The organism is Bacillus sp. EKM501B (assembly GCF_011800505.1).
Classification (GTDB): Bacteria; Bacillota; Bacilli; order Bacillales; family Bacillaceae_G; genus Bacillus_A; species Bacillus_A cereus.
Genome location: NZ_JAALFZ010000003.1, coordinates 39,323 through 64,854 on the forward strand (window position 1 = coordinate 39,323; position 25,532 = coordinate 64,854).

A 25,532-nucleotide genomic window follows, 5' to 3' on the forward strand; every position below is an offset into this window, starting at 1 on the left:
GTATGATGGGAAAGTATTGAAAATTAAATCAGTGATAAACTAGGGGTGCCTAACGTATGCGTAGGCTGAGAGAGAAGCGCGTGAACTTCTTAACCCTTTGGACCTGATCTGGCTCGTACCAGCGTAGGGAAGTTAACGGCTTTACATAATGATGTCTTTATGAGCCAGGTCCTTATTTTTTTATGGACCTGGCTCTTTTTATTTTGGCATGCGCTGGCCATATCTCGTCCTTGTCACGAACAGGGGGGCAACAAAATTTATGAAACAATCTGTTTCAGCTGAGCAAATTGAATTGAAATCGAGTTTACCAGGGAGTAAGAAAGTATATGTGGATGGACCACGAGAAGGTATGAAAGTGCCGATGCGTGAGATTGAACAAAGCGAAACGAATGGTGTCCCAAATCCACCAATCCGTGTGTATGATACGAGCGGTCCTTATACAGATCCTGCGTATAAGGTCGAGTTGGAAAAAGGAATTCCAACGCCGCGCCACTCTTGGATTATGGGGCGTGGTGATGTAGAAGCATACGAAGGGCGTGAAATGAAACCAGAGGATGACGGTGTGAAAGTAGCTTCGAAGCATACACCTGTTTTCCCGCAAATGGATCGCCAGCCACTTAGAGCAAAGCAAGGTGCAAATGTTACGCAAATGCACTATGCACGTAATGGCATTATTACGTCTGAGATGGAATACGTTGCGATTCGTGAAGGGGTAGAGCCGGAGTTTGTTCGTAAGGAAATCGCAGAAGGCCGCGCTATTTTACCAGCGAATATTAATCATCCAGAAGCTGAACCGATGATCATCGGGCGTAATTTCCATGTGAAGGTAAACGCCAATATCGGAAACTCAGCTGTATCTTCTTCGATTGCAGAAGAAGTAGAGAAGATGACGTGGGCAACGCGCTGGGGTGCAGATACGATTATGGATTTATCTACAGGTAAAAATATTCATACGACGCGTGAGTGGATTATTCGTAACGCGCCTGTACCAGTTGGAACTGTACCGATCTATCAAGCGCTGGAAAAAGTAAACGGAATTGCAGAAGATTTAACGTGGGAAGTATATCGTGATACGTTAATTGAGCAGGCGGAGCAAGGCGTTGATTACTTTACGATTCACGCTGGTGTATTGCTTCGTTACATTCCAATCACGGCAAAGCGTACGACAGGTATCGTTTCGCGCGGTGGTTCGATTATGGCGCAGTGGTGTTTATTCCATCATAAAGAAAACTTCCTATATACTCACTTTGAAGAGATTTGTGAAATTATGAAGCAGTACGATGTTTCGTTCTCTCTTGGAGATGGATTACGCCCAGGGTCTATTGCAGATGCCAATGACGAAGCACAGTTTTCTGAGCTTGAAACACTTGGTGAATTAACAAAAATTGCTTGGAAACATGATGTGCAAGTTATGATTGAAGGACCTGGACACGTACCGATGCACTTAATTAAAGAGAATATGGAGAAAGAGCTTGATATTTGTCAGGGCGCGCCGTTTTACACACTTGGGCCGCTAACGACAGATATTGCACCAGGTTACGACCATATTACATCTGCAATTGGAGCTGCGATGATTGGCTGGTTTGGAACAGCGATGCTTTGTTATGTAACGCCGAAAGAACATTTAGGTTTGCCAAACAAAGATGATGTACGCACGGGTGTTATTACGTACAAAATTGCAGCGCATGCGGCTGATCTTGCGAAAGGACATAAAACGGCTCATCAGCGTGATGATGCACTTTCAAAAGCACGCTTCGAATTCCGTTGGCGCGATCAATTTAATTTATCTTTAGATCCTGAACGTGCGATGGAATATCATGATGAAACGTTGCCTGCAGAAGGGGCAAAGACAGCTCACTTCTGTTCAATGTGTGGACCGAAGTTTTGTAGTATGAGAATTTCACATGATATTCGTGAGTATGCAAAAGAAAATGATTTAGAAACGACAGAAGCAATTGAAAAAGGAATGAAAGAGAAAGCAGAAGAATTTAAAGAAGCTGGTAGTCATTTATATCAATAACATGTTACACCTCTTTACTTAATTGATCACACTGTAGTACCTAACTTTATTATAGAAGAAGCCCCATTTGCTAAGACGGTAGCAAATGGGGCTTCTGTTGTTTATAAGGCGAAGAAGAGATGTACCCAGTAGAATAAGAGGAATAGTGTGACGACTGTTGTGAGCGGGATAACGATAAGGGATACACTTAAATAGTCTTTCCATTTTACTTTAATTTTGTTTTGTTTCAGAATATACATCCAAATGAGTGAAGCTAGCGTACCAATTGGTAGTAATAGTGAACCGATGTCACTACCAATGATGTTTGCAAGATAGATAGTTTTTAATGTGACTGGATCTAGTCCCATTTCTGTTAATGTGATTGTACCAATCATAAGGGCAGGATGGTTATTGAAGACGTTAGAGAGGATGGATACAAGTCCGCCCATCGCAAAGCTAGCATAGAGTAGATGCTGATTCACAACTGGCTCGAGCCATTGTACAAGTGCAGCTGTTAATCCTGCGTTGTGTAGTCCGTAAATAATGACGTACATAGAGAAGGCGAAAATTAAAATGTGCCACGGTGTCTTTTTCAAAATGTCGACAGGATTTGTTCGTAAGTAGTACCATCTCCAAATGAGCAGAACGAGTGAACCAAGTACCGCAACGATTTCAATTGGGATGGATAAGAAGGATGCAACGAATAGAAGACAGCGCATAAGGAAGACGAAACCTAATACTTTTAACATGAATCTTGTCCGTTTTTGTTTCGTATCAACAGAATTATTTCCTTTTAATGGATGGAAGTTTTTCGTGAAGAAAATTTCTTCAATATCATATGAAGAAACAGGTAATTTTTTCGGAAGTTTTTTCTTCAAAACTGTATACATGAGCCATGACATAAATAACAAGCCTAATGTTGCAGGTACAAACATCATAGCAGTATGCATATAAAGAGTCATATGGACGATGTTTAATGCAATTAAATTTACGATATTACTTACACCAATTGGTGCACTAGATGCCGTAGCGATTAAAGCACCACTTAATAAATAAGGAATTTGTTGATGTGGTTTTAATTGAAGGTTTTTTAGAAGAAGAATTAAAATGGGAGTTGTAATTAAAATACTACCGTCGTTATTAAATAAAAGAGTCATAAGAAAACATAATAATTGAATATACCAGTATAGACGGCGTCCAGAACCTTTCGCTAGATTTGCCAGTTTCGCTGCGGACCAATGGAAGAAGCCGAAGCTTTCTAATATAACTGCCATAACAATAGTTGCTAATATTGTTATGGAGGCACCGCCAATTTTACTTATAATATCCATGATGTCTGGTTTTGATACAAGTCCAGTAATTATGATGATACCAGCTCCGATTGCTGCTGGCCAAGCCTCATTTAAGCCGCGAGGTCGCCAAAAGATAACGATCATCGTTAAGAAAAATACAATAATAGTAATCCATATTTCAATGCTCATATTTTGCCTACCTTTCTATTTTCCCTTGAACAGATGTAGCTTGTCTCAAGTTTATATTGGTAGTATATTCAGCAAAAAATAAGAAGAACTAGACGTATAACGAGATGAACCGAATATGTGTTTTTCATGCTAAAGGACAAGTGTCACGAATAGTGAAATAACTATTATGAGAGGAGTCTATAAATTATTGGGCAGTAAGATAGTAAATGAAATTTATATGGGCGATTATTGAGATGTATTGGCGCAAGTTAAAATATATCAGCGATTATTGAGATATATCGGCGCAAGTTAAAATATATCTGCGATTATTGAAATATATCGGCGCAACTCAAAATATATCAGCGATTTTTAAAATATATCGACTTATCGACAAAACACGACAAAAGGAGTCTATCCCAAAATGCCTTTTGGAACAGACTCCAATGCTATATTATTTTTCCTTCAAAAAAGTACGATCCTTCAAGAATAAGTTCCAGAAGAAAATAAATCCTGGTAATAAAATTGCAATCCCAATTGCGTATAGAATGAGCAGTGCATAGAACGTTTCTTTCGTTGTAAAGCTTGTAAATACAGTTACGTCAGGATAAATAATATACGGTAAATGCGCGACCCCGTAAGCATAGCTTGCAAATGCATATTGAGCGACGACAGCTAAAACGGCAATGCGAGGGTATCCTAGTGTATTGTACTTTTTGTTTGTCCACCAAAGGGACGAGTATCCGATAACGAATAAAACAATAGAAACTGTAAACCACGGGAATTGCTTTATTAATCCTTGCATAACCCAATGTGTTTCTGGATCCATTACAACGAGGGCAATAATTGCCGTAACGAGCGTTGCAGGACCAAGGATGATAGCATTTCTTCTATAAATTCTATACGTATCTTCTGAACTTTGTTCTCTCGAAAAATCAGCAAGAAAGAGAGAGGAGAGAAATAGTTCAGAAGTTAGTCCGAAGAGCATATAACAGTAGATAACTGGGCTAGAAAGAAGTTTTCCATATAGGAGTACTTCCTTTCCTTCAGACATTGTAATATAGGCTCCCTCTGTAACGGGTAAAACGGTAATTAATAGTGCTGGAATTAATAGACCAGTAATACCTGAAATAACCCGAAGAAGGTATTGGTATTTTGGCAAGGAGTAAGCAAATACCATAAATGTACTACGTACTGCAATGAGCACTAAAATTAACATAACTGGTACGAACATTACTGTCGCAAGAGTAAAGGCCGCTTTCGGAAAGAAGCCGAGAAATGCGACAACGACGAAAACGAGAAACGTATTTGTTACTTCCCAAGTTGGTGATAAGTACCGATTCGCAAGTTTAGCAGCGAGCGTCGGATGTTTTGCGTATACCATGCCCCAAAAACCAGCGCCAAAATCAATGGACCCTAGTATACTGTATACGAAAATAAGGGCCCATAAGATGATGATTGCAATACTTTCCTCATACATGAGAATCGCCTCCTTGGTGTTGTAAATCATTCTTTAATGGATGTCTTCTAAAGAATGTCCGTAGAACAATGACTGTTAAAATAGCGAGTCCAATATACAAAATGATGAACAAAACAAATAAAGGACCGACGAAATCAGCGCGTGTAGATGCATCGACGGTACGTTGCATACCATAAATTGTCCATGGTTGACGACCGCTACAACTGAAAATCCATCCGAATTCAATACCGAGCATCATAATTGGTCCGCATGCGGCAGCCCCCCAAAGTAGCCACTTCGGTAGTTCTGTTCCCTTTTTTCGGTACACGAAATACCAATATAAGAGTGCAATTGTTGCAACAGCAAAGGTAAACGCAGCAGTTCCTACCATTAAGTTGAATAGTGTATGTGTATAAAATGGTGGCCATGTTTCTTGTGGGAATTCGTTTAGTCCTTTTACGACAGTGCTAGGGTCTAGTCCCACTAATAAGCTAAGCATGTTTGGAATTTCAAGTGCATAGTTTAGTTCAAGTGTATTAGGATCCACAACTCCGCCAATGGATAGCGGTGCGTGTGATGTCGTTTCAAATAAAGCTTCAGCAGATGCAAGTTTTTCAGGTGAGTGTTTATGTAAGGCAATCGCTGATTCATGTCCTGAAAGCCACATCGTAGCGCCTGTAATAAATGTAACGACAAGCCCTAATAGCAGCCCTTTTTTATGATAAGCAATTTCACGTGTACTTAAATTTTTCTTCAATAATTTAAATCCAGCAATAGAAGCAATGACAGCCGCACCGGTTGCATAAGCCGTAATAACGACATGAAATGCACTTGTGCCAAAACTTGGATTAAAGAAAGCTTTCCACGGATCAACGTTAAAAACAGATCCATCTGGATTCATTGAAAAGCCTGCTGGTGTATTCATCCATGTATTTGCTGATGTAATAAGCACGGCGGATGCCGTGGCACCAAGCATGACGAAAAATAGCGAGATTAATCTCATAAATGGAGGAAGTTTATCAGCTGCATATACGTAAATCGACATGAATAAAGCCTCCAAAAAGAAGGCGAAAATCTCAATTTGGAAGGGAACAGAAATAACTTGCCCAACAATTTTGGCGAAACCAGGCCAAAGAAGTGAGATTTGCACACCAACAATTGTTCCAGTTGGAATTGCTACACCGAGAAGAATAGCAAACGCCTTTGTCCATCTTTTCGCCATAATGGCATAGTCGGAGTCTTTCTTCCAGTGATAGAGTATTTCGCTTATAAAAATCATCAATGAAAGTCCGACGCCAAGTGTTGCAAAAATAATGTGGAATGCTAATGAAGAACCAAAAAATGCTCTTGCTAATGTTACCGTATCCATATGTAAACTCCTCTTCTTTTTTGCCATTATTTTCTGATTGAATTGGAAGATTTATTCAAAAAAACTACCAAAAATATATATGTATTTAAAAAGTGAATATGATAATATAATGTTGTAATATTTTGAATAGAAAGAAATAAATAGTTTCTCATGTTTTGTTTGTTTTTTTTACAGGAATCTTTTATAATCTTTTATGCGAACATAAGTTCTGTTTTTCGGAAAGAAGAAGTTTATGTGAAATGGAGAGGGTGTTTTATGTATCCTGAAGTCATTAAAAAGATGGCATTTTCAAAAGAGCATAGAGATTTATTATTGAAGCTATATAATAAAGAGATTACACGTCGTGAATATGATCGGCTTGTACAATCGCTATATAAACCTTCTAAAGAGGTTTACGAGGGATAGAAATGGGGGAGACAATCTAGTGGATTGTCTTTTTTAAATTTATGTATGTTCTGATAAAATTAAGGTTAGCCTTACTAGGGAGGTGAAAAGATTGCGGAAACGTTTATATATAGGGATTGGAATTATCTTCTTGATCGCTTTAGGTGGAATTGTATTTTGGTCAGCTTTACAAGGAAACCGTACAGAAAATTTTATTTTAAGACATATGGTGAATGACAATGGAACGCTTGCCACGTACCGTTTAGTAGATACTAAGGCAGGTACGGGTGAAGCAAAGGGACGTGAAGCTTTATCAGAATCAGCGGGATTATGGTTACAATATACACTTGATAAAGATGATCAGGCGTTATTTGATGAGCAAGTAAAGGTTATTCAAGATAATTTCGTATATAAGAATCATATCGTTTTATGGAAACTCTCTGAAAAGGGAGAGAGGCAGTCAGCTACAAATGCACTTATAGATGATCTTCGTATTATAGAACAATTATATCGTGCTTATGAAATGTATAAGGAAGAGCGTTATAAAAACCTTGCCGATCAATTAAGTGATGCTGTACTTCGTTATAATAAAAAAGATAATTATTATGTTGATTATTATGATGCAGATGCAGGGAAACAAAATAATTTTGTAACAACATCATACATAAATCCACGTGCATTCTCCTATATGAAGAAGTACGACAAAGTTTCTGCTCAGCAATATCAGGAAGTCGTTCAATTTTTAGCGGACTATCCAAGGCATGGCTGGGCATTCCCGAAAGAGTATAAAGAAGATGGTACATTTACGTACGATAAAGAAGTGAATCTTATTGACCAATCATACGTTGCATATCATCGAAGTTTAGGTGGTCTTTCATCAACTGCTTATTTGGAATTTATAAAGAAGAAATTCCAGGAGGATGGAAAGCTATACGGTCGTTACAATTTAGAAACGGGAAAACAAACTGTGAATTATGAATCGCCAGCCGCATCCGGATTAACGATTTTGTACGTACTACAAACAGGTGATAAAAAGTTTGCGAAAGAATTGTATGATCATATGGCCACATTCCGAAATGATAACGTATTTAGTAGATATTATGGTGGATATGTAACAGGTGAAAATAATAATACGCATATTTTTGATAATGTACTACCACTTTTAGCTGAAATGGAATTAAAAAAGAGTGAACAATAAAAGTTGCCACCATATGAGGGTGGCAACTTTTATTTGTTGATATAATTTTACGTCCTAATGTTGGAGAAGTAATCAATCACGAATTCACGGAATTGCTGAGCTGTTTTTGATAAGTAGCGTTTTTTTGACCAACTTAATCCGATGGTTCGCTGACAATTGGGTTCAATAATACGCAACTTGCTTGATGCTAAAGTAGAGTTTTTTAATAAAGTTAAACTTGGAACAAAAGCGATGCCGAGACCTTGCTTAATGAGGTCGCTAATCACGGTCGGTTCATCTACTTCAAAAGCAATATGCGGAGTGAAACCAGCTTCTTTGCAAAATTCATCCGTTAAGTGTCGAAATCCATAGCCAGTGTTCATACTAATAAACGGTTCGTTTTTTACTTCATGCAGGTGGATATTTTTTCGGCCTGATAAACGATGGCCTGAAGGGACGACTAAGAAAATTTCTTCTGTAATAAGTGGTTCCCAAACAATCTCCTCACCTTCAATTGGCACAGAGGAGATACAAAAGTCAATTTCTATATTATCTAGTTGTCGTTTCATAGAAGGAGTGGATGCAAGAAATTGTTGGAATCGAACGTTAGGATGTTCTAGTAAAAAAGAGCCAAGTAGTTCTGGTAATATTCTTGGAATAGAAACGGCCAGTGTAATAGAGCTTTGTTGTAATTCGGCTAAATCTTTAATTTCTCGTTCTCCTTCACTTAATTCATGAAAAATACGTTCTACTCGTTTTAAAAATACTTTTCCGAAAGAATTTAAAGTAATCTGTCGGCCTTGGCGATCAAATAAAGGGACTCCTAAATCCTTTTCGAGTCTAGCAATTGTTTTGCTGAGTGAAGGTTGCGCGATATGCAATTCTTCAGCTGCCTTTGTCATGTGTTCTAGTCGTGCAACTGTCTGAAAGTATTTTAACTGGAGCAGTTCCATTTCGAGTCTCCTTTCTATAGACCAAAAGGAATGAATTAATAATTAAAGATGTATTATACAGTATGTAAAGTGACGTGTATAGTAAATCTGTTAAACCATTCGAAGGGTGTTAAATTAGAAGAGGAGTATGTTTCATGAAGGGAATTAAACTTATATTTAAAGATTGGAAAGCGATGTGGCACCATAAACATGGACGTATCGCTTTAATTTTTTTATTAATCGTTCCGTTAATTTATTCAGGATTCTTTTTAGCTGGATATTGGGATCCGTACGGAAAATTAGATAAATTACCTGTTGCGGTTGTGAATTTAGATAAGGGTGCTGCGATGGATGAAAAAACAATTCATGCAGGAGACGATTTTGTTAAAAATTTAAAAGAGAATAAGGAATTGGCTTTTCATTTCGTATCAGAAAAAAGTGCGGATGAAGGGTTAAAAGAAGATAAATATTATATGGTTGTTACGATTCCGGAAGATTTCTCTAAAAAGGTAAGTACACTTATGGATGAGAAACCAGAGCCAGCAAAGTTGCAGTACAAAGTAAATCCAGGTAAAAACTTTGTAGCGGCTCAAATTGGAACGACAGCTGTTGAAAATATGAAAACAAAAATCTCAAACAGTATTACGAAATCATATACAGAAGGTGTTTTTTCAAAGTTTCAAGATTTGGCACAAGGGTTGAGTGATGCAAGTAATGGTGCTGAGAAGTTACATGAAGGAACGACCGATGCAAAAAATGGAGCGAATCAGCTTGCGAATGGTATTGATCGTTTAAGTGACGGGACATCGAAATTGAAAGAAGGAAGTGACAAGCTTGCGTCTAGCCAATCTGCCTTAACGGGGGGAGCAAATGAGCTGAGTCAAGGAGCGACATCACTTCATAGTGGTATGGAGTTATTAGCACAAGGTGAAAAAACGTTACAATCAGGAGTTAGTGAATTAAGTGCTGGTACAAATGAATGGGTGAGCGGAAGTGAGAAGCTTGCTGAAGGGCAAGTAAAAGCGGATGGGGCGGCCAATAGTGTGAAACAACAATTAGAAGAGTACGTGAAAAATCATCCAGAAGTGCAGCAAGATCCCGCTTTTCAAAAAATTGTTGCTACGTCTAATGGACTAGCTAAAGCAACAAGTACTTTAAATAATAGCCAACAACAATTGACACAAGGTGCGAAGAAGCTAACTGATGGTCAACATAAGATTGAAGAAGGCATGAATACATTCGGATTTAAGTTAAATGAAGCTACTGCTGGAACGAAAAAGATAGCAGATGGTGCATCGAATTTGGCTGATGGATTTATGAAGTGGGGAAATGGATTTACATCCCTGCAAGAAGGTGTAAATCAGCTTGCGAGTGGTGGAACGGAGCTGAATAACGGTGCTAGTAAATTAACAAATGGACTTGTTAAACTTGATGATGGTGCGAAAGAACTTTCTACGAAATTAGGAGAGGGCGCAGAGAAGATAGCGGATGTTCGTAATGATGATGCACGCAATACGATGTTCTCAGAGCCAGTTCAGTTAGTGAAGTCAACAGTTTCTGACGTTCCTAACTACGGTTCAGGCATTGCACCATATTTCTTATCACTTGCATTTTATGTTGGCGGAATTATGGCATCGAATATTTTACCTCTTGGCCGCAGACAAAACATGAAGGTAAGCGGAACGGTACATTTTATTAATAAACTAGGATTGGTATATTTAATTGGACTCATTCAAGCGCTACTCGTAGATGTAGTTGTGCTAGGTGTTATGAAATTAGAAGTCGCAAGTGTGCCACTCTTTGTTTTATCAAGTATTGTTATTTCCTTTACGTTTATGACATTTATTCTTATGCTAGTAACAGTATTTGGTCTTGTTGGAAAGTTCTTAGCGGTAACGCTTCTTGTCCTGCAATTAGCGACGAGCGGAGGTACTTTCCCAGGAGAATTAAACATAGCTGTTCTTAGCAAAATTGGACAGTTTCTCCCAATGTCTCATTCTCTTAGAGGATTACAAGATGTTATTTCTTTAGGAGATTGGTCGCAATTACAAATGCAAATTTTAATATTGTTATGTTATCTCGTTGTTGCCGGTGGAATTGCTTGGATCACGAGTCATATACAGCATAGAGAAACGAATGTAGAACAAGTTTCTTAAAATGAAATAAGCTATCCGATTTTTTCGGATAGCTTATTTTTTATTTGCGTTCCATTACTGCAAAGTAATTATTTTCATTATCAGCAAAGTTGAATGCTCTACCAGTAGGTAAATCTACAACCTGTCCAACTGTGACATTTTTCTCAGAAAGATCTTTATATAGACGGTCTAAGTCATTTGAGAAGAACATAAGTGAAGGTGTATTTAGGTTTAGTTCAGGTTGCATCTTCGCGATTAACGCTTTATCGTGAAGGACGATGCTTGTTCCTGCTTCTTTCGCCGGTGCAATTTCAATCCAGCGGAATCCGTTTCCGTTATTTTCTTCCGCAATGATTTGGAACCCTACTTTTTCTGTCCAAAATTGTACTGTTTCGTCTTGGTTATTTACATATAGCATAATTTGTCCAACTTGATTAATCATAGGTGTCTCTCGCTTTCTTTTTATATGCGTATTATTATATCAAATATATGGCTTGAATAGTTTTTTATGATTTTTTCGTAATACAACCTTCGTCCATTTCATCTTTGTTGTAGGAGAAGGACCTGTAATCCAAGTATGAAATGGTATTGTGCTACAAATGACCATTGTTGAAATAGAGATAATAGCCGTTAACACAAATAGTAATAGGCTATATAATATAGTATTTTCTTGCAGCGTGAATAAGGAAAGAAGTTTTGTGCATAGTTGCAAGAAGAATAAATGAGCTAAATAAGCACCATACGTGTAATTTCCAATGAAACGTAACGTTTTATATAAGAAACCACGACGCTGTACTATCATAATAGATAACACATACAGTATGATAATTTCGCATACGATATATAAAAACATAGATGGTTTTAAATAGGTAGAAACAGTTAAATGAATAGAGTTTGCTCCGTAAAAACTAAACAACTCATAATTGATGAATAAAAATAAGATGAAAAATAATATTGTTATAAGCGGGATATGTTTCATGACGAATAGACGCCAAGTTTTTAGTGCTACAGCGGCAATGCCGCCCATAACGAAATAGAATGAGTAGAATAGAAATGATCGATCTGTATAATGTAAAATTGTTGAACTTGTTAATTTTTCTCCATTAAAAATATAGTGAGAAAAGAACCACATTAATAGAAAATATAGGCAAGCGAAAAAGGTCATATATTTATATATGTCTTTTTTATTTTCTGTTCGTTTTTGAAACCAATAAAAAAGTGTGCATAGTAAAGGGAACAATAAGTGAATTTGGAACATCATAATAACGTACCAAAGATGGGGAGCGGCTGTTCCGAGTAATAAACTTTTTATTCCACTTTGTAACGTAATAAGATTATTTGTTGTTAATAAGTAAAGAATAGACCAAAAGAAATAAGGAATGAGTAAGTGTATCGCTTTTTCGGAAATATATTCTTTATATACTAATTGCTTTGTATAGTGACGAATTAAGTGAAATCCAACGATAAATATGAATGCTGGTGCTGAGAATTTTGCAAGATTAAATAGCATGCCCATAATGAGGGATTGCTCAAGTAAGACATTTCCTTGATTCATTGTATATAATAAAGAACTTTGCAAAACGACAGCGAGAAATGCAATGCTTTGCAAAACTTTAAATTCTGGTGCGCTTTGTGTCATTGTGTCCATCTCCTTTTCCATACATGATTATAGTACGGAGAATGGATAAGAGGTGTGGAATATTTGTGAAGGTTTTAACAAATTTGTGGCGGAATGGATTAACAACAAAGAAAGAGGATGCTCAAAACGAGCATCCTCTTTCTATTTATTAAGCAAATTTGTTTTTGATCCAGTTCTTACCTTCTACAAGGCGAGCTGTCATTACGGCACAAGCGTTATCTGCTGTTACGTTTAACATCGTTGCAGGAGGATCAATGATTGTACTGATTGCTGCGATAATTGGCAATGCTTCTGGCGGGAAGCCATATAAAGAAACGATTAACATTTCACCAATCATACCGCCGCCTGGAATAGCGCCCATTACTGTTCCTACTAATAGAGAAACAACAAGTGCGATTGCTAATGTTTTCGGTCCTTCGAATTCCATGTTGAAAATACCGAATAAGAAAGCAATTTTTAATACGCCGCCTAAAACAGAGCCATCTTTATGAAGAGTAGAACCAAGAAGGACAACTGTTTCACGAACGTCTGAAGAAATACCCATTTTCTTTGTTGCTTCTAAGTTTGCTGGAATACTTGCGGCACTACTACAAGTTGCAAGTGATGTAACTGTAGGAGAGACCATGTTCTTCCAAAATACTTGTACACCTTGTTTGCGACCTGCAAGGTATGCATAGAATGTGAAGAATACAAAGAAATAAATGAGAGAAGCAGGATAGTATACCATTGCTGCTCGGAAGTAAGTTCCAAGAAGTTGTGGTCCGAATTCGCCAACTAATGCTGCGAAGTAAGCAGCAAGTCCGATTGGAGCGTAGTACATAATGAAAGATACAACCTTCATTGAAATCTCTGCACCAGCTTGTAGGAATGTAGCAAATGGCTTTCCTTTTTCGCCAACTGCTGAAGTTGCAATCCCCATTAAGATAGAGAAGAAAATAAGAGCTAACATATTTTCACGAGATAGTAACTTCGAGAAGTCAGATACTGTTAAAATACCGACGATTTGATCTGCAACACTAACAGCTTTGCCGGCTTTGTCAGGTTGTGTTAGTTCTAGTACAACACCTTGTGCTGGCGGGAATACTTTCACGACAATAATCATAAAAATAGCAGCTAAAATACTTGTAAATAAGAAAGTCCCAGCCATACTAGACATAATTTTACCGAAACGTTTTAATCCATCCATATTAGCAATAGACGATGCGATGCTAAAGAACACTAGAGGTACAACAATCGTAAACATTAAGTTTAAGAAAATGTCACCAAGCGGCTTTAAAGCAACTGCATCGGCACCCATGAAATAACCAATGAAACCACCAATTAGGATAGAAGATAACAAAATAAGTGGAAAGCGATATGCCTTCATAAATATATCCTCCTATCAATTAAAAAAATCATACTGAATTATTATAGCGAGTTAGCGTCCTCTTTACTAGGAGAATACGGATAAATGGAATAGCGTGAAAACGAAGAAATTTTTGTTTTTAAGCTCGGCATACAGCAGGAAATCTAGACATATATATTTGTAACCTAGTGGTGGCAAGGGATGCACCATAACTTAGGTAGAGAAAAAGGGGGAGGGAAGCGGGATGAATATTTTACTTTGCTGTGCAGCGGGAATGTCTTCCAGTTTGATTGTTACAAAGATGGAGAAAGCAGCAGAGGCAAGAGGGATAGAAGTAACAATCTGGGCAGTATCAGGTTCTGAAGTGAATAGTCATATTGATAAAGCTGATGTCCTTTTACTTGGACCGCAAGTACGTTATTTATTACCGAAAATGAAAGAACTATGTAAGGATAAAGGGATACCTGTTGATGTCATTCAATCTGTTCATTACGGACTTTGTAATGGAGAAGCTATCTTGCAAGCAGCTTTGTTAATGAAACCATGAGGAGAGTGGGATAGATGATACGGTTTTTAGAGAAGTATGTGATGCCGGTAGCAGGGAAGGTTGCAGAGCAGAGGCATTTACAAGCAATTCGAGATGGAATTATTTTAACGATGCCTTTCTTAATTATTGGATCGTTTTTCCTCATTATTAGTGCACTGCCGATACCGGGATATAACGATTTTATGGCAGGTTTGTTTGGGGAGAATTGGCAGCGAGCTTTAGGGTATCCAGTTAGTGCAACTTTTAATATAATGGCTTTAATAGCTGTTTTTGGAATCGCTTACAGACTTGGAGAGTATTATAAAGTAGATGCTTTAGCATCCGGGGCATTGTCGCTTGTGACGTTTTTACTTGCGACTCCATTTCAAGTTGCATATATTATACCAAGTACAAAAGAAAGTGTACTTGTAGAAGGCGCTATCCCAGCTGCATTAATGGGAAGCCAAGGGTTATTTGTAGCAATGATTATTGCACTTATATCTACTGAACTTTATCGGTTTATTGTACAAAAAAAGATAATTATAAAGATGCCAGAGACAGTTCCACCAGCTGTCACGCGTTCATTTGCAGCACTTGTTCCAGGATTTATTGTTGTAACAGTTATTTGGATTTTACGCTTAATTATAGAAAATACTTCTTTTGGCAGTATCCATAATATTGTAGGACAAATTTTACAGGAACCGCTTAGTGTACTTGGTGCTAGTCTTTGGGGCGCGATAATAGCAGTTATTCTCGTTCATGTTCTTTGGTCTTGTGGAATTCATGGTGCTACTATTGTTGGTGGTGTAATGAGCCCCGTTTGGTTGTCGTTAATGGATCAAAACCGAGTTGCTTTTCAAGCTGGGCAAGATGTACCAAATACGATTACGGCACAGTTTTTTGACTTATGGATTTATATGGGCGGTTCTGGTGCAACGCTTGCTCTAGTTGTCGGAATGTTACTATTTGCACGAAGTCAACAATTAAAAAGTTTAGGGAGATTGTCAATTGCACCTGGTATATTTAATATTAATGAGATGGTAACTTTTGGTATGCCGATTGTGATGAACCCACTTTTACTAATTCCATTTATATTAGTTCCAGTCGTGCTAACAATTGTTTCTTACTTTGCAATGGAATGGGGATGGGTTGCACGTCCGAGTGGGGCCGCTGTACCTTGGACGACACCTATTCTTTTTAGTGGATATTTAGGATCGGGCGGGAAAATTTCAGGTGTTATTTTGCAACTTGTTAACTTTGCGCTAGCATTCTTCATTTATTTACCGTTCTTAAAAATATGGGATAAACAAAAACTGGCGGAAGAAAAGGGGGAGTAAAGAACTACAATGGATACGATAGAGACGAAAGCTTTTCATTTAATCTTGCATGGGGGAAACGCGAGAAGTTGTTCAATGGAAGCAATTGATTGTGCGAAGCGTGGGGAGTTTACAGAAGCTGAAGCTAAATTACAAGAAGCACTAGAGGAATTAAAGGAGGCGCACCGCGTACAAACGGAGCTTATCCAGAAAGAGGCTGGTGGCGAAAAGACCGAAGTTACTCTTTTAATGGTACACGCGCAAGACCATTTAATGAATGCAATTACGGTGAAGGAATTAGCGAGTGAGTTTGTAGAGTTATATAGGAAGATGTCGGTGGATGAATGAACCTTGCTTATGCAAGGTTTTTTTATTTCACTAAATAGTGGGTTAAAATAATGAATTATTTTTCATTGAAAAAGTTTTTTTAGTGTTTTTTCATATTAAACACAACTAGACGACTAAACACTAATCTATTTTCATACAGTTATGTGTTAAAAGCGTGTTGTTTTATAACACACTGTGTATTTTTTGGACGACACACTAATTGAAAGCGTTAACACACAAAGAAAATGCTCGAAAAAGCACTGATTTTAGTGGTTTTAAAAAGTTGGCACGCTAATTGCATTAATAAATAGCGTAAAGAAAAATAAATAAACATAAATTTTTTATACTACACAAGGGGGATTTTCAAATGAATATTTTATTATGTTGTTCAGCAGGGATGTCTACAAGTTTACTAGTTACAAAAATGGAAGCGGCTGCAAAAGCTCGCGGTCTAGAAGGCAAGATTTGGGCTGTATCTGGGGATGCAGTAAAAACGAATATCGATCAAGCAGATGTGTTATTACTAGGACCACAAGTTCGTTACATGCTCTCTTCAATGAAAACGCTTGCTGACGAGAAAAATGTTGGAATCGACGTTATCAATCCAATGCACTACGGCATGATGAATGGAGAAGCAGTTTTAGATCACGCATTAACACTTAAAAAATAATTAGGGGGGAAGCGAAATGCAAAAGTTTATTGCATTTATGGAGAAATATTTAGTTCCAGTCGCAGGTAGAATTGGATCGCAGCGCCACTTAGTTGCAATCCGTGACGGATTTATCGCAGTTATGCCTCTTATTTTAGTTGGATCATTTGCAGTACTTATAAATAACTTACCAATTGATGCTTTCCAAAACTTTATGAAGGGCACATTTGGTGACGCTTGGAAAGATGTCGGTGGCGGTATGTGGACTGGTTCCTTTGCTATACTCGCCCTCATAGTCGCAGTTGGGATAAGTTACAATTTAGCGAAATCTTACGGCGTCGATGCGTTGTCAGCAGCAATCATTACATTCGGTGCATTAATTATTATTTCTCCGACAACGCCAAAAGAAGGCGGTATTGATTTAGCGTGGACAGGGGCACAAGGTCTATTCGTTTCCATTATAGTGGCTCTTCTTGTAACAGAAGTGTTTAGATTCTTTGTTCAAAGGGATATTACAATTAAAATGCCAGATGGTGTTCCACCGGCAGTAATGAAATCATTCGCAGCGTTAGTTCCAGCATTCGTTATTTTGATTGTAACAGCAGGTATTCAATTAGCTGTGAAACTTGCGGGAACAAGCATTCATAAAATGGTATTTGAAACAATTCAATTACCATTACAAGGTTTAGCGGGTACATTACCAAGTGCAATTATTATTGCTCTACTTATTCACGTATTATGGTTCTTCGGATTACATGGTCCAAATATTATTGGGGGGATTATTGACCCAATCTATTTACCAGCATTAGAGAAAAATATGAAATTATTTAATGATGGTATGTCTGCATATGACGTACCGCATATCTTCACAAAACCATTCTTTGATGTATACGTATATATCGGGGGATCGGGTGCAACGTTAGCATTCTTAGTGGCAGTAATGCTTGTAGCGAAAAGTGCGCAGCTTCGCGGTGTAGGCCGTGTATCTATCGGTCCTGGTTTCTTTAATATTAACGAACCAGTTATTTTCGGTACGCCAATTGTATTAAACCCAACGTTAATTATCCCGTTCGTACTTACACCAGTTGTATTAGTTATTACTTCTTATACAGCAATCACTTTAGGATGGGTACCAAAAACAGTTGCGTTAGTTCCATGGACAATGCCACCAATCTTTAGTGGTTATCTTGTATCGGGCGGAAGCATCGCTGGTGCAGCACTACAAGTGGTGAACTTTGCTATTGCGGTAGTAATTTACTATCCATTCGTATTAATGTGTGACCGTACTTATGTACAGGCTGCAAAAGCTGAAACAAAAGGAAGCGACAATTCAGTATCACTTTAAAAAATATTATTCTGGCGAGTTCCTATAGCTCGTCAGAATAATTACCTTTATATCATGTTCAAAAAGATGATACTCATCTACAAGAACACCAAACTATCATTCATAAAATAATAATTTAATAGACATGTTCAAACTGAAGGGGTATTTAAATCGGTTGAACCTTATAGAGAGGGCGGTAATTATGATGACTACAGCAGAACAAATTCCATTCCAATTGATTTTAAATAGTGGTAACGCACGAAGCTTTGCGATGGAGGCACTTCAATTTGCCAAACAGGGGAAAATGGTAGAAGCAGATGAAGCGATGGTAAAGGCGAAAGAAGCGATTAATGAAGCGCATCATTTCCAAACAGAGCTCATACAATCAGAAGCAAGAGGAGAAAAAACAGAGGTTAGTGTTCTTTTAATTCACGCACAAGATCATTTAATGAATGCGATTACAGTGAAAGAATTAGCAGCAGAGTTTATCGATCTTTATAAAAAGCTTGAAGCGAAAGGGGAATAAAGCATGACTGGAATTAAAATTGCTACAATCGGCGGTGGATCTAGTTATACACCAGAGTTAATTGAAGGATTTATTAAGCGTTATGATGAGCTTCCTGTTCGTGAAATTTGGTTAGTAGATATTGAGGCAGGAAAAGAAAAGTTGGAAATAGTTGGTAACTTAGCGAAACGTATGGTGAAAAAATCAGGTTTACCAATCGAGGTACATTTAACACTTGATCGCCGTGAGGCATTAAAAGATGCAGACTTCGTAACAACACAACTTCGCGTTGGTTTATTAGAAGCACGTGCAAAAGATGAAGCAATCCCATTAAAATATGATGTAATCGGTCAGGAAACAAATGGTCCTGGTGGTTTATTTAAAGCGTTGAGAACGATTCCTGTTATTTTAGATATTTGTAAAGATATGGAGGAGCTCTGTCCGAATGCATGGTTAATTAACTTTGCAAATCCAGCTGGTATGGTAACAGAGGCAGTTCTTCGTTATACAAATATTCAAAGAGTAGTTGGTCTATGTAACGTTCCAATCGGAATTCGTATGGGTCTTGCAAGATTACTTGAAGTAGATGCGAGTCGTGTTCACGTTGATTTCGCAGGTTTAAATCATATGGTATACGGACTAGATGTATACTTAGATGGCGTAAGTGTAATGGACCGTGTGTTAGAGCTTGTGACAGATCCAGAAAAACAAATTACGATGGAAAATATCGCAGCGCTTAACTGGGAGCCAGACTTTATTCGAGGACTTCGTGCGATTCCATGTCCATACCATCGTTACTACTACAAAACACGTGAAATGTTAGAAGAAGAAAAAGAAGCTTCTGTTGAAAAAGGTACACGTGCAGAAGTAGTAAAACAATTAGAAAATGATTTATTTGAGTTATATAAAGACCCGAATTTAGATATTAAACCACCACAATTAGAAAAACGTGGCGGAGCTTATTATAGTGATGCAGCATGTAGCTTAATTACGTCTATTTACAATAATAAAGGTGATATCCAGCCTGTTAATACACGAAACAACGGAACAATTGCAAGCTTACCACATGATTCAGCTGTTGAAGTGAACTGTATTATTACGAAAGAAGGCCCAAAACCAATTGCAGTTGGAGATCTTCCAGTACCAGTTCGCGGTTTAGTACAACAAATTAAATCATTCGAGCGCACAACAATTGAAGCTGCTGTTACAGGGGATTATCATAAGGCGCTGCTTGCTATGACAATCAATCCGCTTGTACCATCAGATAAAGTTGCAAAACAAATTTTAGATGAAATGTTGGAAGCACATAAAGAGTATCTTCCACAGTTCTTTAAAAAGGTAGAGAAGTAAAAGCGGCGCTATTTAGCCCGCTTTTTTTATTCTATTAGGAGGTATTATGATGATTAAGTTAATTGTAAATGCAGATGATTTCGGTCTTACAGAAGGTACAAATTACGGCATTATTGATGGTCATATAAATGGACTTGTAAATTCAACGACGATGATGATGAATATGCCAGGAACAGAGCATGCGGTACGCTTAGCGAAAGAGTATAACCTACTCGGAGTAGGCGTACATCTCGTATTAACAGCAGGGGAGCCACTTCTTGGAGACGTACCATCACTTGTAGGTAGCGACGGATCGTTTCATAAACAAAGTGTTGTAAGGGAAGGGAATATAAATCCAGAAGAAGTTGAGAGAGAGTGGACTGCTCAAATTGAGAAATTCCTATCTTACGGATTAACACCAACTCATTTAGATAGTCATCATCATGTACACGGATTACCGATCTTACACGATGTTCTTGAGAGATTAGCAGCTAAATATAATGTTCCAATTCGTCGTTGTGGGGAAGATAGAGCGGTGCATCCATTTTCTGATGTATTTTACAGTGACTTTTATGCGGATGGTGTGACGGAAGATTACTTTGTGAAGTTAAAAGAAAGAGTACAAGGTGAACAAACGGTAGAAATTATGGTTCATCCAGCTTATATTGATCCAGAGCTTGTGAAGCGTTCTTCTTACGTAATGGATCGTGTGAAGGAATTGCGTATTTTAACAGAGAGTGAGTTGCCTGAAGGGATAGAACTTGTGAAGTTTTAATAGAAAAACGACGGCTACATCATGCCGTCGTTTTTTATTTACAAAATGGATAGAATATATCCGCCAAAAGCTCCAAGTATAACGATAACCCAAGGCGGTGCTTTCCAAAAAGCTAGTAAGCAAAAAAGAAGCGAAGCGAAAACGAAATCTGAAGCATTTATAATTGTACTCGTCCAAATGGGATCGTAAAAAGCGGCAATTAAAATACCAACAACTGCGGCGTTAACACCAAGTAGTGCGCCTTGTATGAATGATATTTTTCTCACATTGTTCCAAAATGGTAAAACACCAATAACGAGTAAGAAAGCAGGGAGGAAAATCGCAATTGTTGCGATTATTGCCCCAAGCGTCCCGTTTAACACTGCTCCTATATAAGAGGCGAATGTAAATAGTGGTCCTGGTACTGCTTGTGTTAATCCGTATCCAGCTAGGAACTGTTCTTTCGTCATCATTCCGTTTTGTACGAACTCACCTTCAAGAAGGGGCAGCACGACGTGTCCTCCTCCAAATACAAGTGCGCCAGAGCGATAGAAACTGTCAAATAAAGCGATGTAATAAGAGAACGGTCTTAATATTGGTAGCAGTAGTAATAGTCCAAAGAATAAGACGAGGCAAGAAACTGCTATCTTTTTTGAAATAGGTACTCTTATATTTTGAGATTGGCTAATTGGTTGGTTGCGATATAAAAACCAACCGATAAAGCCACATATTATAATAAGGATGACTTGTGTCCAACTACTTGGCCATAATAAGGCGATTGCGGCAGTTACAATCGCAATCGTTGCACGATTTCGATCTGGAGTTAACTTTCGCGCCATTCCCCATATGGCATGAGCGACAATAGCGACTGCTACAAGTTTTAGTCCATGAATCCAGCCAGCACTTCCAAGATCGAACTGATTAAGGAATGAGGCGAAGAAAACCAAAACAAGCACAGACGGTAAAGTGAATCCAATCCATGAAATAATAGCTCCTAATAGACCGCCCCGTAATAATCCAACCCCCATACCGACTTGACTGCTGGCAGGACCGGGAAGGAATTGACATAGTGCTACTAAATCTCCATAGCTTCGTTCATCCATCCATTTTCTTTTTTGCACGTATTCGTGGTGGAAATAGCCGAGATGAGCGACAGGACCGCCGAATGAAGTAAGTCCTAATTTAAATGAGACGAGAAAAATCTCTAATAATGTATGAAAAGTGTATTTGTTAGTTTTCAATGGAACCTCCTATAATGTTTTTCTATGTGCATTATACAAGAGACTTTCAATCTACAGGAACAATCACAATGTAAAGATTTTGTGAATCTTTTCTTTGTAATTAAAATTGAAAAAGTCATAAATGATTATGTCTAAACCATAAAGTAGTAGAAGTAGTGCTGGGAAATTTATATAAGGAGAATGCCTTATGACAACACATTTCTTTGCCAGGTTAACAGGTAAGAGGGAAGTGCCTCCTGTAAATACAGAAGCTTTTGGGGTAGCAGAGTTTATTTTTAGTGATGATTTAACGAAATTGCATTACAGAGTAATACTAAAAAATATAGAAAAGGTTACATCGTGTCAAATTCATTTAGGGAAGTCTACTCAAATTGGTCCTGTTGTTTTATATTTGTATGGTCCACTGGAGCAAGGGATTAGCTTGAACGAGGGAAGTATTACTGGTGTAGTGAATGTGGAGGATTTTGAGGGACCTTTACAAGGGAAATCATTTGTACATTTACTTCAAGAAATTATTCAGGCAAATGTATATGTTAATGTCCATACGAAATCACAAAAAAGAGGAGAAATAAGAGGGCGAGTTAGAAAAGTAAAGAAATAGAGGAAAAGGCTGTCCATATGTTGGAACAGCCTTTTCTCATTATATAAGGTGCTAGTTTTAGCGATTATTGTCGGTAAATCGATATATTTTGAAAATCGCTGATATAATCTGGGTTGCGCCGATATATTTTGAAAATCGCTGATATAATCTGAGTTACGCCGATATATTTTGAAAATCGCTGATATAATCTGAGTTGCGCCGATATATTTTGAAAATCGCTGATATAATCTGAGTTACGCCGATATATTTTGAAAATCGCTGATATAACTCACGTTACGGTCGATATTTTTAAAAACGGCCTCGATTAATTTTTCACAGGCTGATTTTTAATAAAGAAGTCCATAACATAAAATACTTCGTCATCAGGTATTTGTATTTCAAATGTATTTTCAATTGGTTGCAACGCTTTTTTTACTTTCATATACATCCAGTACTCATCTTGTCTTCTTTTCTCTTTATCAGGGTGAGGAAGAAGGCTTTCTCCTTTTTGAAGACGGTCAACCATACAGCTCATATGCAGAATAACACCCATTAAGCTATCAGGAGTTAGCTGTAAGGAAATTAATTCCTGAATTGTATTTAATGCGTAACGAATTGTTTTGATAAGTAATGCTCCATCGTTACGCTGCATTTGTTGTTCAAGAATATCCGCCATTTTTGCATATGTTTCTTCATACGTAATTAATTCTTGAATTGGCTGAATCGCTGTGTAGTTTACGATGTCTTGGAAATGATATGTTAAGCATGGTACTTGCACATCGAAATTCGTGACAATACAAATGATGTTACGCTCTTTTTTTATGTTCTCAATCATTTTCGTTAAATCTTTTTCATGGACGATACTAATTGGTATAATTTCAATTAAGTCTTTATCAAATCGTAAATAGTTCTCTAACATTTTTTGAATAGCTAAAGCACTTCCTTCACCAGTTAAGCAAGCTGTTAAAATAACAGATTTCATTGGAGAGAGAGGTTTTTTCTTTTCTTCTTGTACGTTTAAGTAAAATGGTGTTAAATTTTTTACTGTTTCATACAGCGCATCTAATGAATAACCGAGCTGAGCTTTTCGAGCTGCTTCTAGTGCGTGTGGTGTGCTCGTCATCGAGAGAACACGTACAGGGATTTTAAACTCCGTTTCTAATATGTCACCGATATAAGCAAGTGACCCCATATCGACAAGTAAGAGAAGCCCATTTACATTTTGTAGTGTTTTCATATACACTTTCACACGTTCCAAGAAATCTTTCGGTGATTCGTGTAACGGCATATCAATACCGGTTACTTCCTCAATGCCGAGAAGTTCGTTTGCGACGTTTGCCATTTCAGTTGCGATGCCATTACCGTGTGCTAATATTAATACTTTTACTTCTGTTTGTGAGGCAGGAATTGGATCAACAACGAAGAACATTGTTAAAAAGCCAGCTTCATCAATAGGCATTGTTATTTGTAATTCTTCCTCCAGTAGTTGAATGCATTGCATAGCTACGGAAAAAGCTTCTTTATATTTCGTACGAATTTGATTTAATTGTGGGTGATGTATTTGTTTTCCGCTTTGTAAACGTTGTAGAGTTGTCTGTACATGTAAACTTAAAGCGAGAAATACTTTTTCATCAAACGTCTTAGATAAATGCTTTTCAGCAAGTTCCGCTATTTTTTCACATACGGAAACGATATTACGATCCACAATTTTAAAAACATTTTCATGGCTTGTTTTTTTTGATATTTGGTTAAAATATTGTACGAAAAAGCTTTGAACATCATTTTCTATTAGTAATTCTAATTCTTCCTCTTCAATACCACGTGCTTGAAGTTCTTCGTATTTATAATCAATATAATCGTAAATAGAAGAGCGTTTTTCATCTTCTGTTTTATGATTACTCCAACCTTCCTCACCTGTAAATACAAATGTTTCATTTGGTATTTGGTATAAGTGACGGCTCTTCCTTTCAATGAACAACCCTTCTTTCATATACCAAGGTAAATCTGAACTTGAAACATAGACAGAATCACGTTTCTTTGTGACCAAATCAGAATAGGCTTTCGCACAGGCAATTTGAACATCTGTTTTTAATTGACCAATGTTATTGGGACAATTGTAAAAGACGAAAGCACGCATTGCATTTGGGCTAACGTGAATGTCTTTTCGCAGACGAATTGCTTCATTTGTGAAAAATCGCTGTAGTAAAGCAAAGCGCTCTTTATGTGTACGCTCACGAAGTGGTGGCAGCGTAACAGTCATTGGTATACGTCTTGTAAATGTTTTTAATAAAAATGAATTTGGTTCTTCTGTTGTTGCAGTAATGATTAATACTTGTGCTTTACGTTCGTTCTCTGTTTCTCCAAGGCGGCGGTATACTCCGCGGTCAATAAAGGTGAAAAGCATTTCTTGTCCCTCTGGAGGAAGGCGATGTACTTCATCTAAGAAAAGAATTCCTTCATGTGCTTTTTCAATTAACCCTTTTTGATCACTTGCTCCTGTATAAGCTCCTTTTTTAATCCCAAATAATTGCCCGAGTAGTAACTGTGGATTATTTGCATAATCAGCACAGTTAAATACGATAAATGGTGCATCTTTTGGAAGCTGTTCAACTTCAATTGCATATTCGTGCATTAAAGAAGCAAACATAGACTTTCCGACCCCTGTTTCTCCCAGTAGTAAAGTATGCATACCGTTTGGAGGATAGAGAATAGAAGCTTTCGCTTTTTCAATTGCAATTTTAAGGCTCGTATTTTCAATTGCAAATGTATCTAATGAAGTTATGTCTTTTGAATGCGTTTCCAACGACCTGTTCGTTTCTATGTAAAAACGAACAGGTCGCGTATTTGTTTTTAATAAACGTTTATCTTTTACAAGTTTGTTTAAATCGCTACTTACATTGGCGCGATCTAGTTGCAGAAATGTAGCGAGTTCTGATGCGGTTACACCTTCTGTATAATTGCCTTTTTGTATTGCGTTAAAAATGAGATCTATTCGTTTCATTTCTATTCACCTCGAAACTTCATCACTATTTAAAATTTTACACAAAAATGGGAAGGGTGGGAAGAGAAAAATAAAACAGCTTTA

Annotated in this window: 22 protein-coding genes and 1 riboswitch; of the genes, 13 read left to right on the plus strand and 9 right to left on the minus strand. The window is 37.5% G+C overall.

From position 1 onward, the window contains the following. Positions 1-31 precede the first annotated feature (31 nt). Positions 32-147: riboswitch (TPP riboswitch) on the plus strand. 112 nt (positions 148-259) lie between these two features. Beyond that, positions 260-2,020, plus strand: a complete 1,761-nt coding sequence (thiC, locus tag HFD78_RS09355; RefSeq protein WP_000814476.1) for a phosphomethylpyrimidine synthase ThiC — start codon at positions 260-262, stop codon at positions 2,018-2,020. Between the two features lie 101 nt (positions 2,021-2,121). Here thiC and HFD78_RS09360 read toward each other — a convergent pair whose 3' ends face one another. The 3 genes from HFD78_RS09360 to cydA all read right to left on the minus strand — a co-directional run bounded on the left by HFD78_RS09360 (position 2,122) and on the right by cydA (position 6,284). Next, complete coding sequence (locus HFD78_RS09360; protein WP_000021120.1) at positions 2,122-3,480, minus strand: arsenic transporter; 1,359 nt, start codon at positions 3,478-3,480, stop codon at positions 2,122-2,124. 430 nt (positions 3,481-3,910) lie between these two features. Beyond that, positions 3,911-4,936 carry a cytochrome d ubiquinol oxidase subunit II gene (locus HFD78_RS09365; protein WP_000272788.1) on the minus strand — a complete coding sequence of 342 codons (1,026 nt, stop codon included), beginning with the start codon at positions 4,934-4,936 and terminating at the stop codon, positions 3,911-3,913. Beyond that, the gene (cydA, locus tag HFD78_RS09370) at positions 4,929-6,284 is read right to left on the minus strand and encodes a cytochrome ubiquinol oxidase subunit I (RefSeq protein ID WP_000381987.1); all 1,356 of its coding nucleotides are present in this window, start codon (positions 6,282-6,284) and stop codon (positions 4,929-4,931) included. The genes HFD78_RS09365 and cydA overlap by 8 nt, the downstream gene beginning before the upstream one ends. 255 nt (positions 6,285-6,539) lie before the next feature. On the opposite strand from cydA, the gene HFD78_RS09375 reads away from it, so the two are divergent. Both HFD78_RS09375 and HFD78_RS09380 read left to right on the plus strand, forming a co-directional pair. Beyond that, positions 6,540-6,689, plus strand: coding sequence for a hypothetical protein (locus tag HFD78_RS09375; RefSeq protein WP_000283181.1), 150 nt, complete (start codon positions 6,540-6,542; stop codon positions 6,687-6,689). Positions 6,690-6,780: 91 nt separating this feature from the next. Beyond that, a complete protein-coding gene (locus HFD78_RS09380; RefSeq protein ID WP_191968066.1) occupies positions 6,781-7,866 on the plus strand; it encodes a transcriptional regulator in 1,086 nt (361 codons plus the stop codon). Between the two features lie 47 nt (positions 7,867-7,913). On the opposite strand, the gene HFD78_RS09385 is transcribed toward HFD78_RS09380, so the two are convergent. Continuing rightward, the gene (locus HFD78_RS09385) at positions 7,914-8,798 is read right to left on the minus strand and encodes a LysR family transcriptional regulator (RefSeq protein WP_000421928.1); all 885 of its coding nucleotides are present in this window, start codon (positions 8,796-8,798) and stop codon (positions 7,914-7,916) included. A 134-nt stretch (positions 8,799-8,932) separates the two neighbouring features. On the opposite strand from HFD78_RS09385, the gene HFD78_RS09390 reads away from it, so the two are divergent. Next, a complete protein-coding gene (locus HFD78_RS09390; RefSeq protein ID WP_000676213.1) occupies positions 8,933-10,933 on the plus strand; it encodes a YhgE/Pip domain-containing protein in 2,001 nt (666 codons plus the stop codon). 40 nt (positions 10,934-10,973) lie between these two features. Here the strand turns inward: HFD78_RS09390 and HFD78_RS09395 are convergent, their stop codons facing one another. The 3 genes from HFD78_RS09395 to HFD78_RS09405 all read right to left on the minus strand — a co-directional run bounded on the left by HFD78_RS09395 (position 10,974) and on the right by HFD78_RS09405 (position 13,917). Next, a complete protein-coding gene (locus tag HFD78_RS09395; protein WP_000610162.1) occupies positions 10,974-11,354 on the minus strand; it encodes a VOC family protein in 381 nt (126 codons plus the stop codon). Between the two features lie 39 nt (positions 11,355-11,393). Then, on the minus strand, positions 11,394-12,551 hold the full coding sequence (locus HFD78_RS09400) for an acyltransferase (RefSeq protein ID WP_000194319.1): 1,158 nt from the start codon (positions 12,549-12,551) through the stop codon (positions 11,394-11,396). Between the two features lie 148 nt (positions 12,552-12,699). After that, the gene (locus HFD78_RS09405; RefSeq protein WP_000649376.1) at positions 12,700-13,917 is read right to left on the minus strand and encodes a dicarboxylate/amino acid:cation symporter; all 1,218 of its coding nucleotides are present in this window, start codon (positions 13,915-13,917) and stop codon (positions 12,700-12,702) included. Positions 13,918-14,140: 223 nt separating this feature from the next. Here HFD78_RS09405 and HFD78_RS09410 point away from each other — a divergent pair, with 223 nt between their 5' ends. The 8 genes from HFD78_RS09410 (at position 14,141) to chbG (ending at position 20,647) form a co-directional block, all read left to right on the plus strand. Continuing rightward, a complete protein-coding gene (locus HFD78_RS09410) occupies positions 14,141-14,443 on the plus strand; it encodes a PTS sugar transporter subunit IIB (RefSeq protein ID WP_001023554.1) in 303 nt (100 codons plus the stop codon). A 14-nt stretch (positions 14,444-14,457) separates the two neighbouring features. Beyond that, complete coding sequence (gene celB / locus HFD78_RS09415; RefSeq protein ID WP_000617782.1) at positions 14,458-15,759, plus strand: PTS cellobiose transporter subunit IIC; 1,302 nt, start codon at positions 14,458-14,460, stop codon at positions 15,757-15,759. 9 nt (positions 15,760-15,768) lie between these two features. Continuing rightward, positions 15,769-16,086: a PTS sugar transporter subunit IIA gene (locus HFD78_RS09420; protein ID WP_000379645.1), complete on the plus strand. Its 318-nt coding sequence runs from the start codon at positions 15,769-15,771 to the stop codon at positions 16,084-16,086. Positions 16,087-16,432: 346 nt separating this feature from the next. Next, positions 16,433-16,735 (plus strand): PTS sugar transporter subunit IIB, encoded by a 303-nt coding sequence (locus tag HFD78_RS09425; protein ID WP_001023567.1) that lies wholly within the window; start codon positions 16,433-16,435, stop codon positions 16,733-16,735. A gap of 16 nt (positions 16,736-16,751) precedes the next feature. After that, the gene (gene celB / locus HFD78_RS09430; protein ID WP_001168848.1) at positions 16,752-18,059 is read left to right on the plus strand and encodes a PTS cellobiose transporter subunit IIC; all 1,308 of its coding nucleotides are present in this window, start codon (positions 16,752-16,754) and stop codon (positions 18,057-18,059) included. A gap of 181 nt (positions 18,060-18,240) precedes the next feature. Continuing rightward, positions 18,241-18,564, plus strand: a complete 324-nt coding sequence (locus tag HFD78_RS09435; RefSeq protein ID WP_000989059.1) for a PTS lactose/cellobiose transporter subunit IIA — start codon at positions 18,241-18,243, stop codon at positions 18,562-18,564. A gap of 3 nt (positions 18,565-18,567) precedes the next feature. Beyond that, complete coding sequence (gene celF, locus HFD78_RS09440) at positions 18,568-19,893, plus strand: 6-phospho-beta-glucosidase (protein WP_000145762.1); 1,326 nt, start codon at positions 18,568-18,570, stop codon at positions 19,891-19,893. A 49-nt stretch (positions 19,894-19,942) separates the two neighbouring features. After that, positions 19,943-20,647 carry a chitin disaccharide deacetylase gene (gene chbG, locus HFD78_RS09445; protein WP_000593488.1) on the plus strand — a complete coding sequence of 235 codons (705 nt, stop codon included), beginning with the start codon at positions 19,943-19,945 and terminating at the stop codon, positions 20,645-20,647. Positions 20,648-20,685: 38 nt separating this feature from the next. Here the strand turns inward: chbG and HFD78_RS09450 are convergent, their stop codons facing one another. Next, the gene (locus HFD78_RS09450; RefSeq protein ID WP_000856213.1) at positions 20,686-21,867 is read right to left on the minus strand and encodes a chromate transporter; all 1,182 of its coding nucleotides are present in this window, start codon (positions 21,865-21,867) and stop codon (positions 20,686-20,688) included. A 187-nt stretch (positions 21,868-22,054) separates the two neighbouring features. Between HFD78_RS09450 and exsM the strand changes: the two genes are divergently transcribed. Then, on the plus strand, positions 22,055-22,468 hold the full coding sequence (gene exsM / locus HFD78_RS09455) for an exosporium regulatory protein ExsM (protein ID WP_000207046.1): 414 nt from the start codon (positions 22,055-22,057) through the stop codon (positions 22,466-22,468). A gap of 304 nt (positions 22,469-22,772) precedes the next feature. Here the strand turns inward: exsM and HFD78_RS09460 are convergent, their stop codons facing one another. Continuing rightward, positions 22,773-25,448, minus strand: a complete 2,676-nt coding sequence (locus HFD78_RS09460) for a sigma-54-dependent transcriptional regulator (RefSeq protein ID WP_098005517.1) — start codon at positions 25,446-25,448, stop codon at positions 22,773-22,775. Positions 25,449-25,532 lie beyond the last annotated feature (84 nt).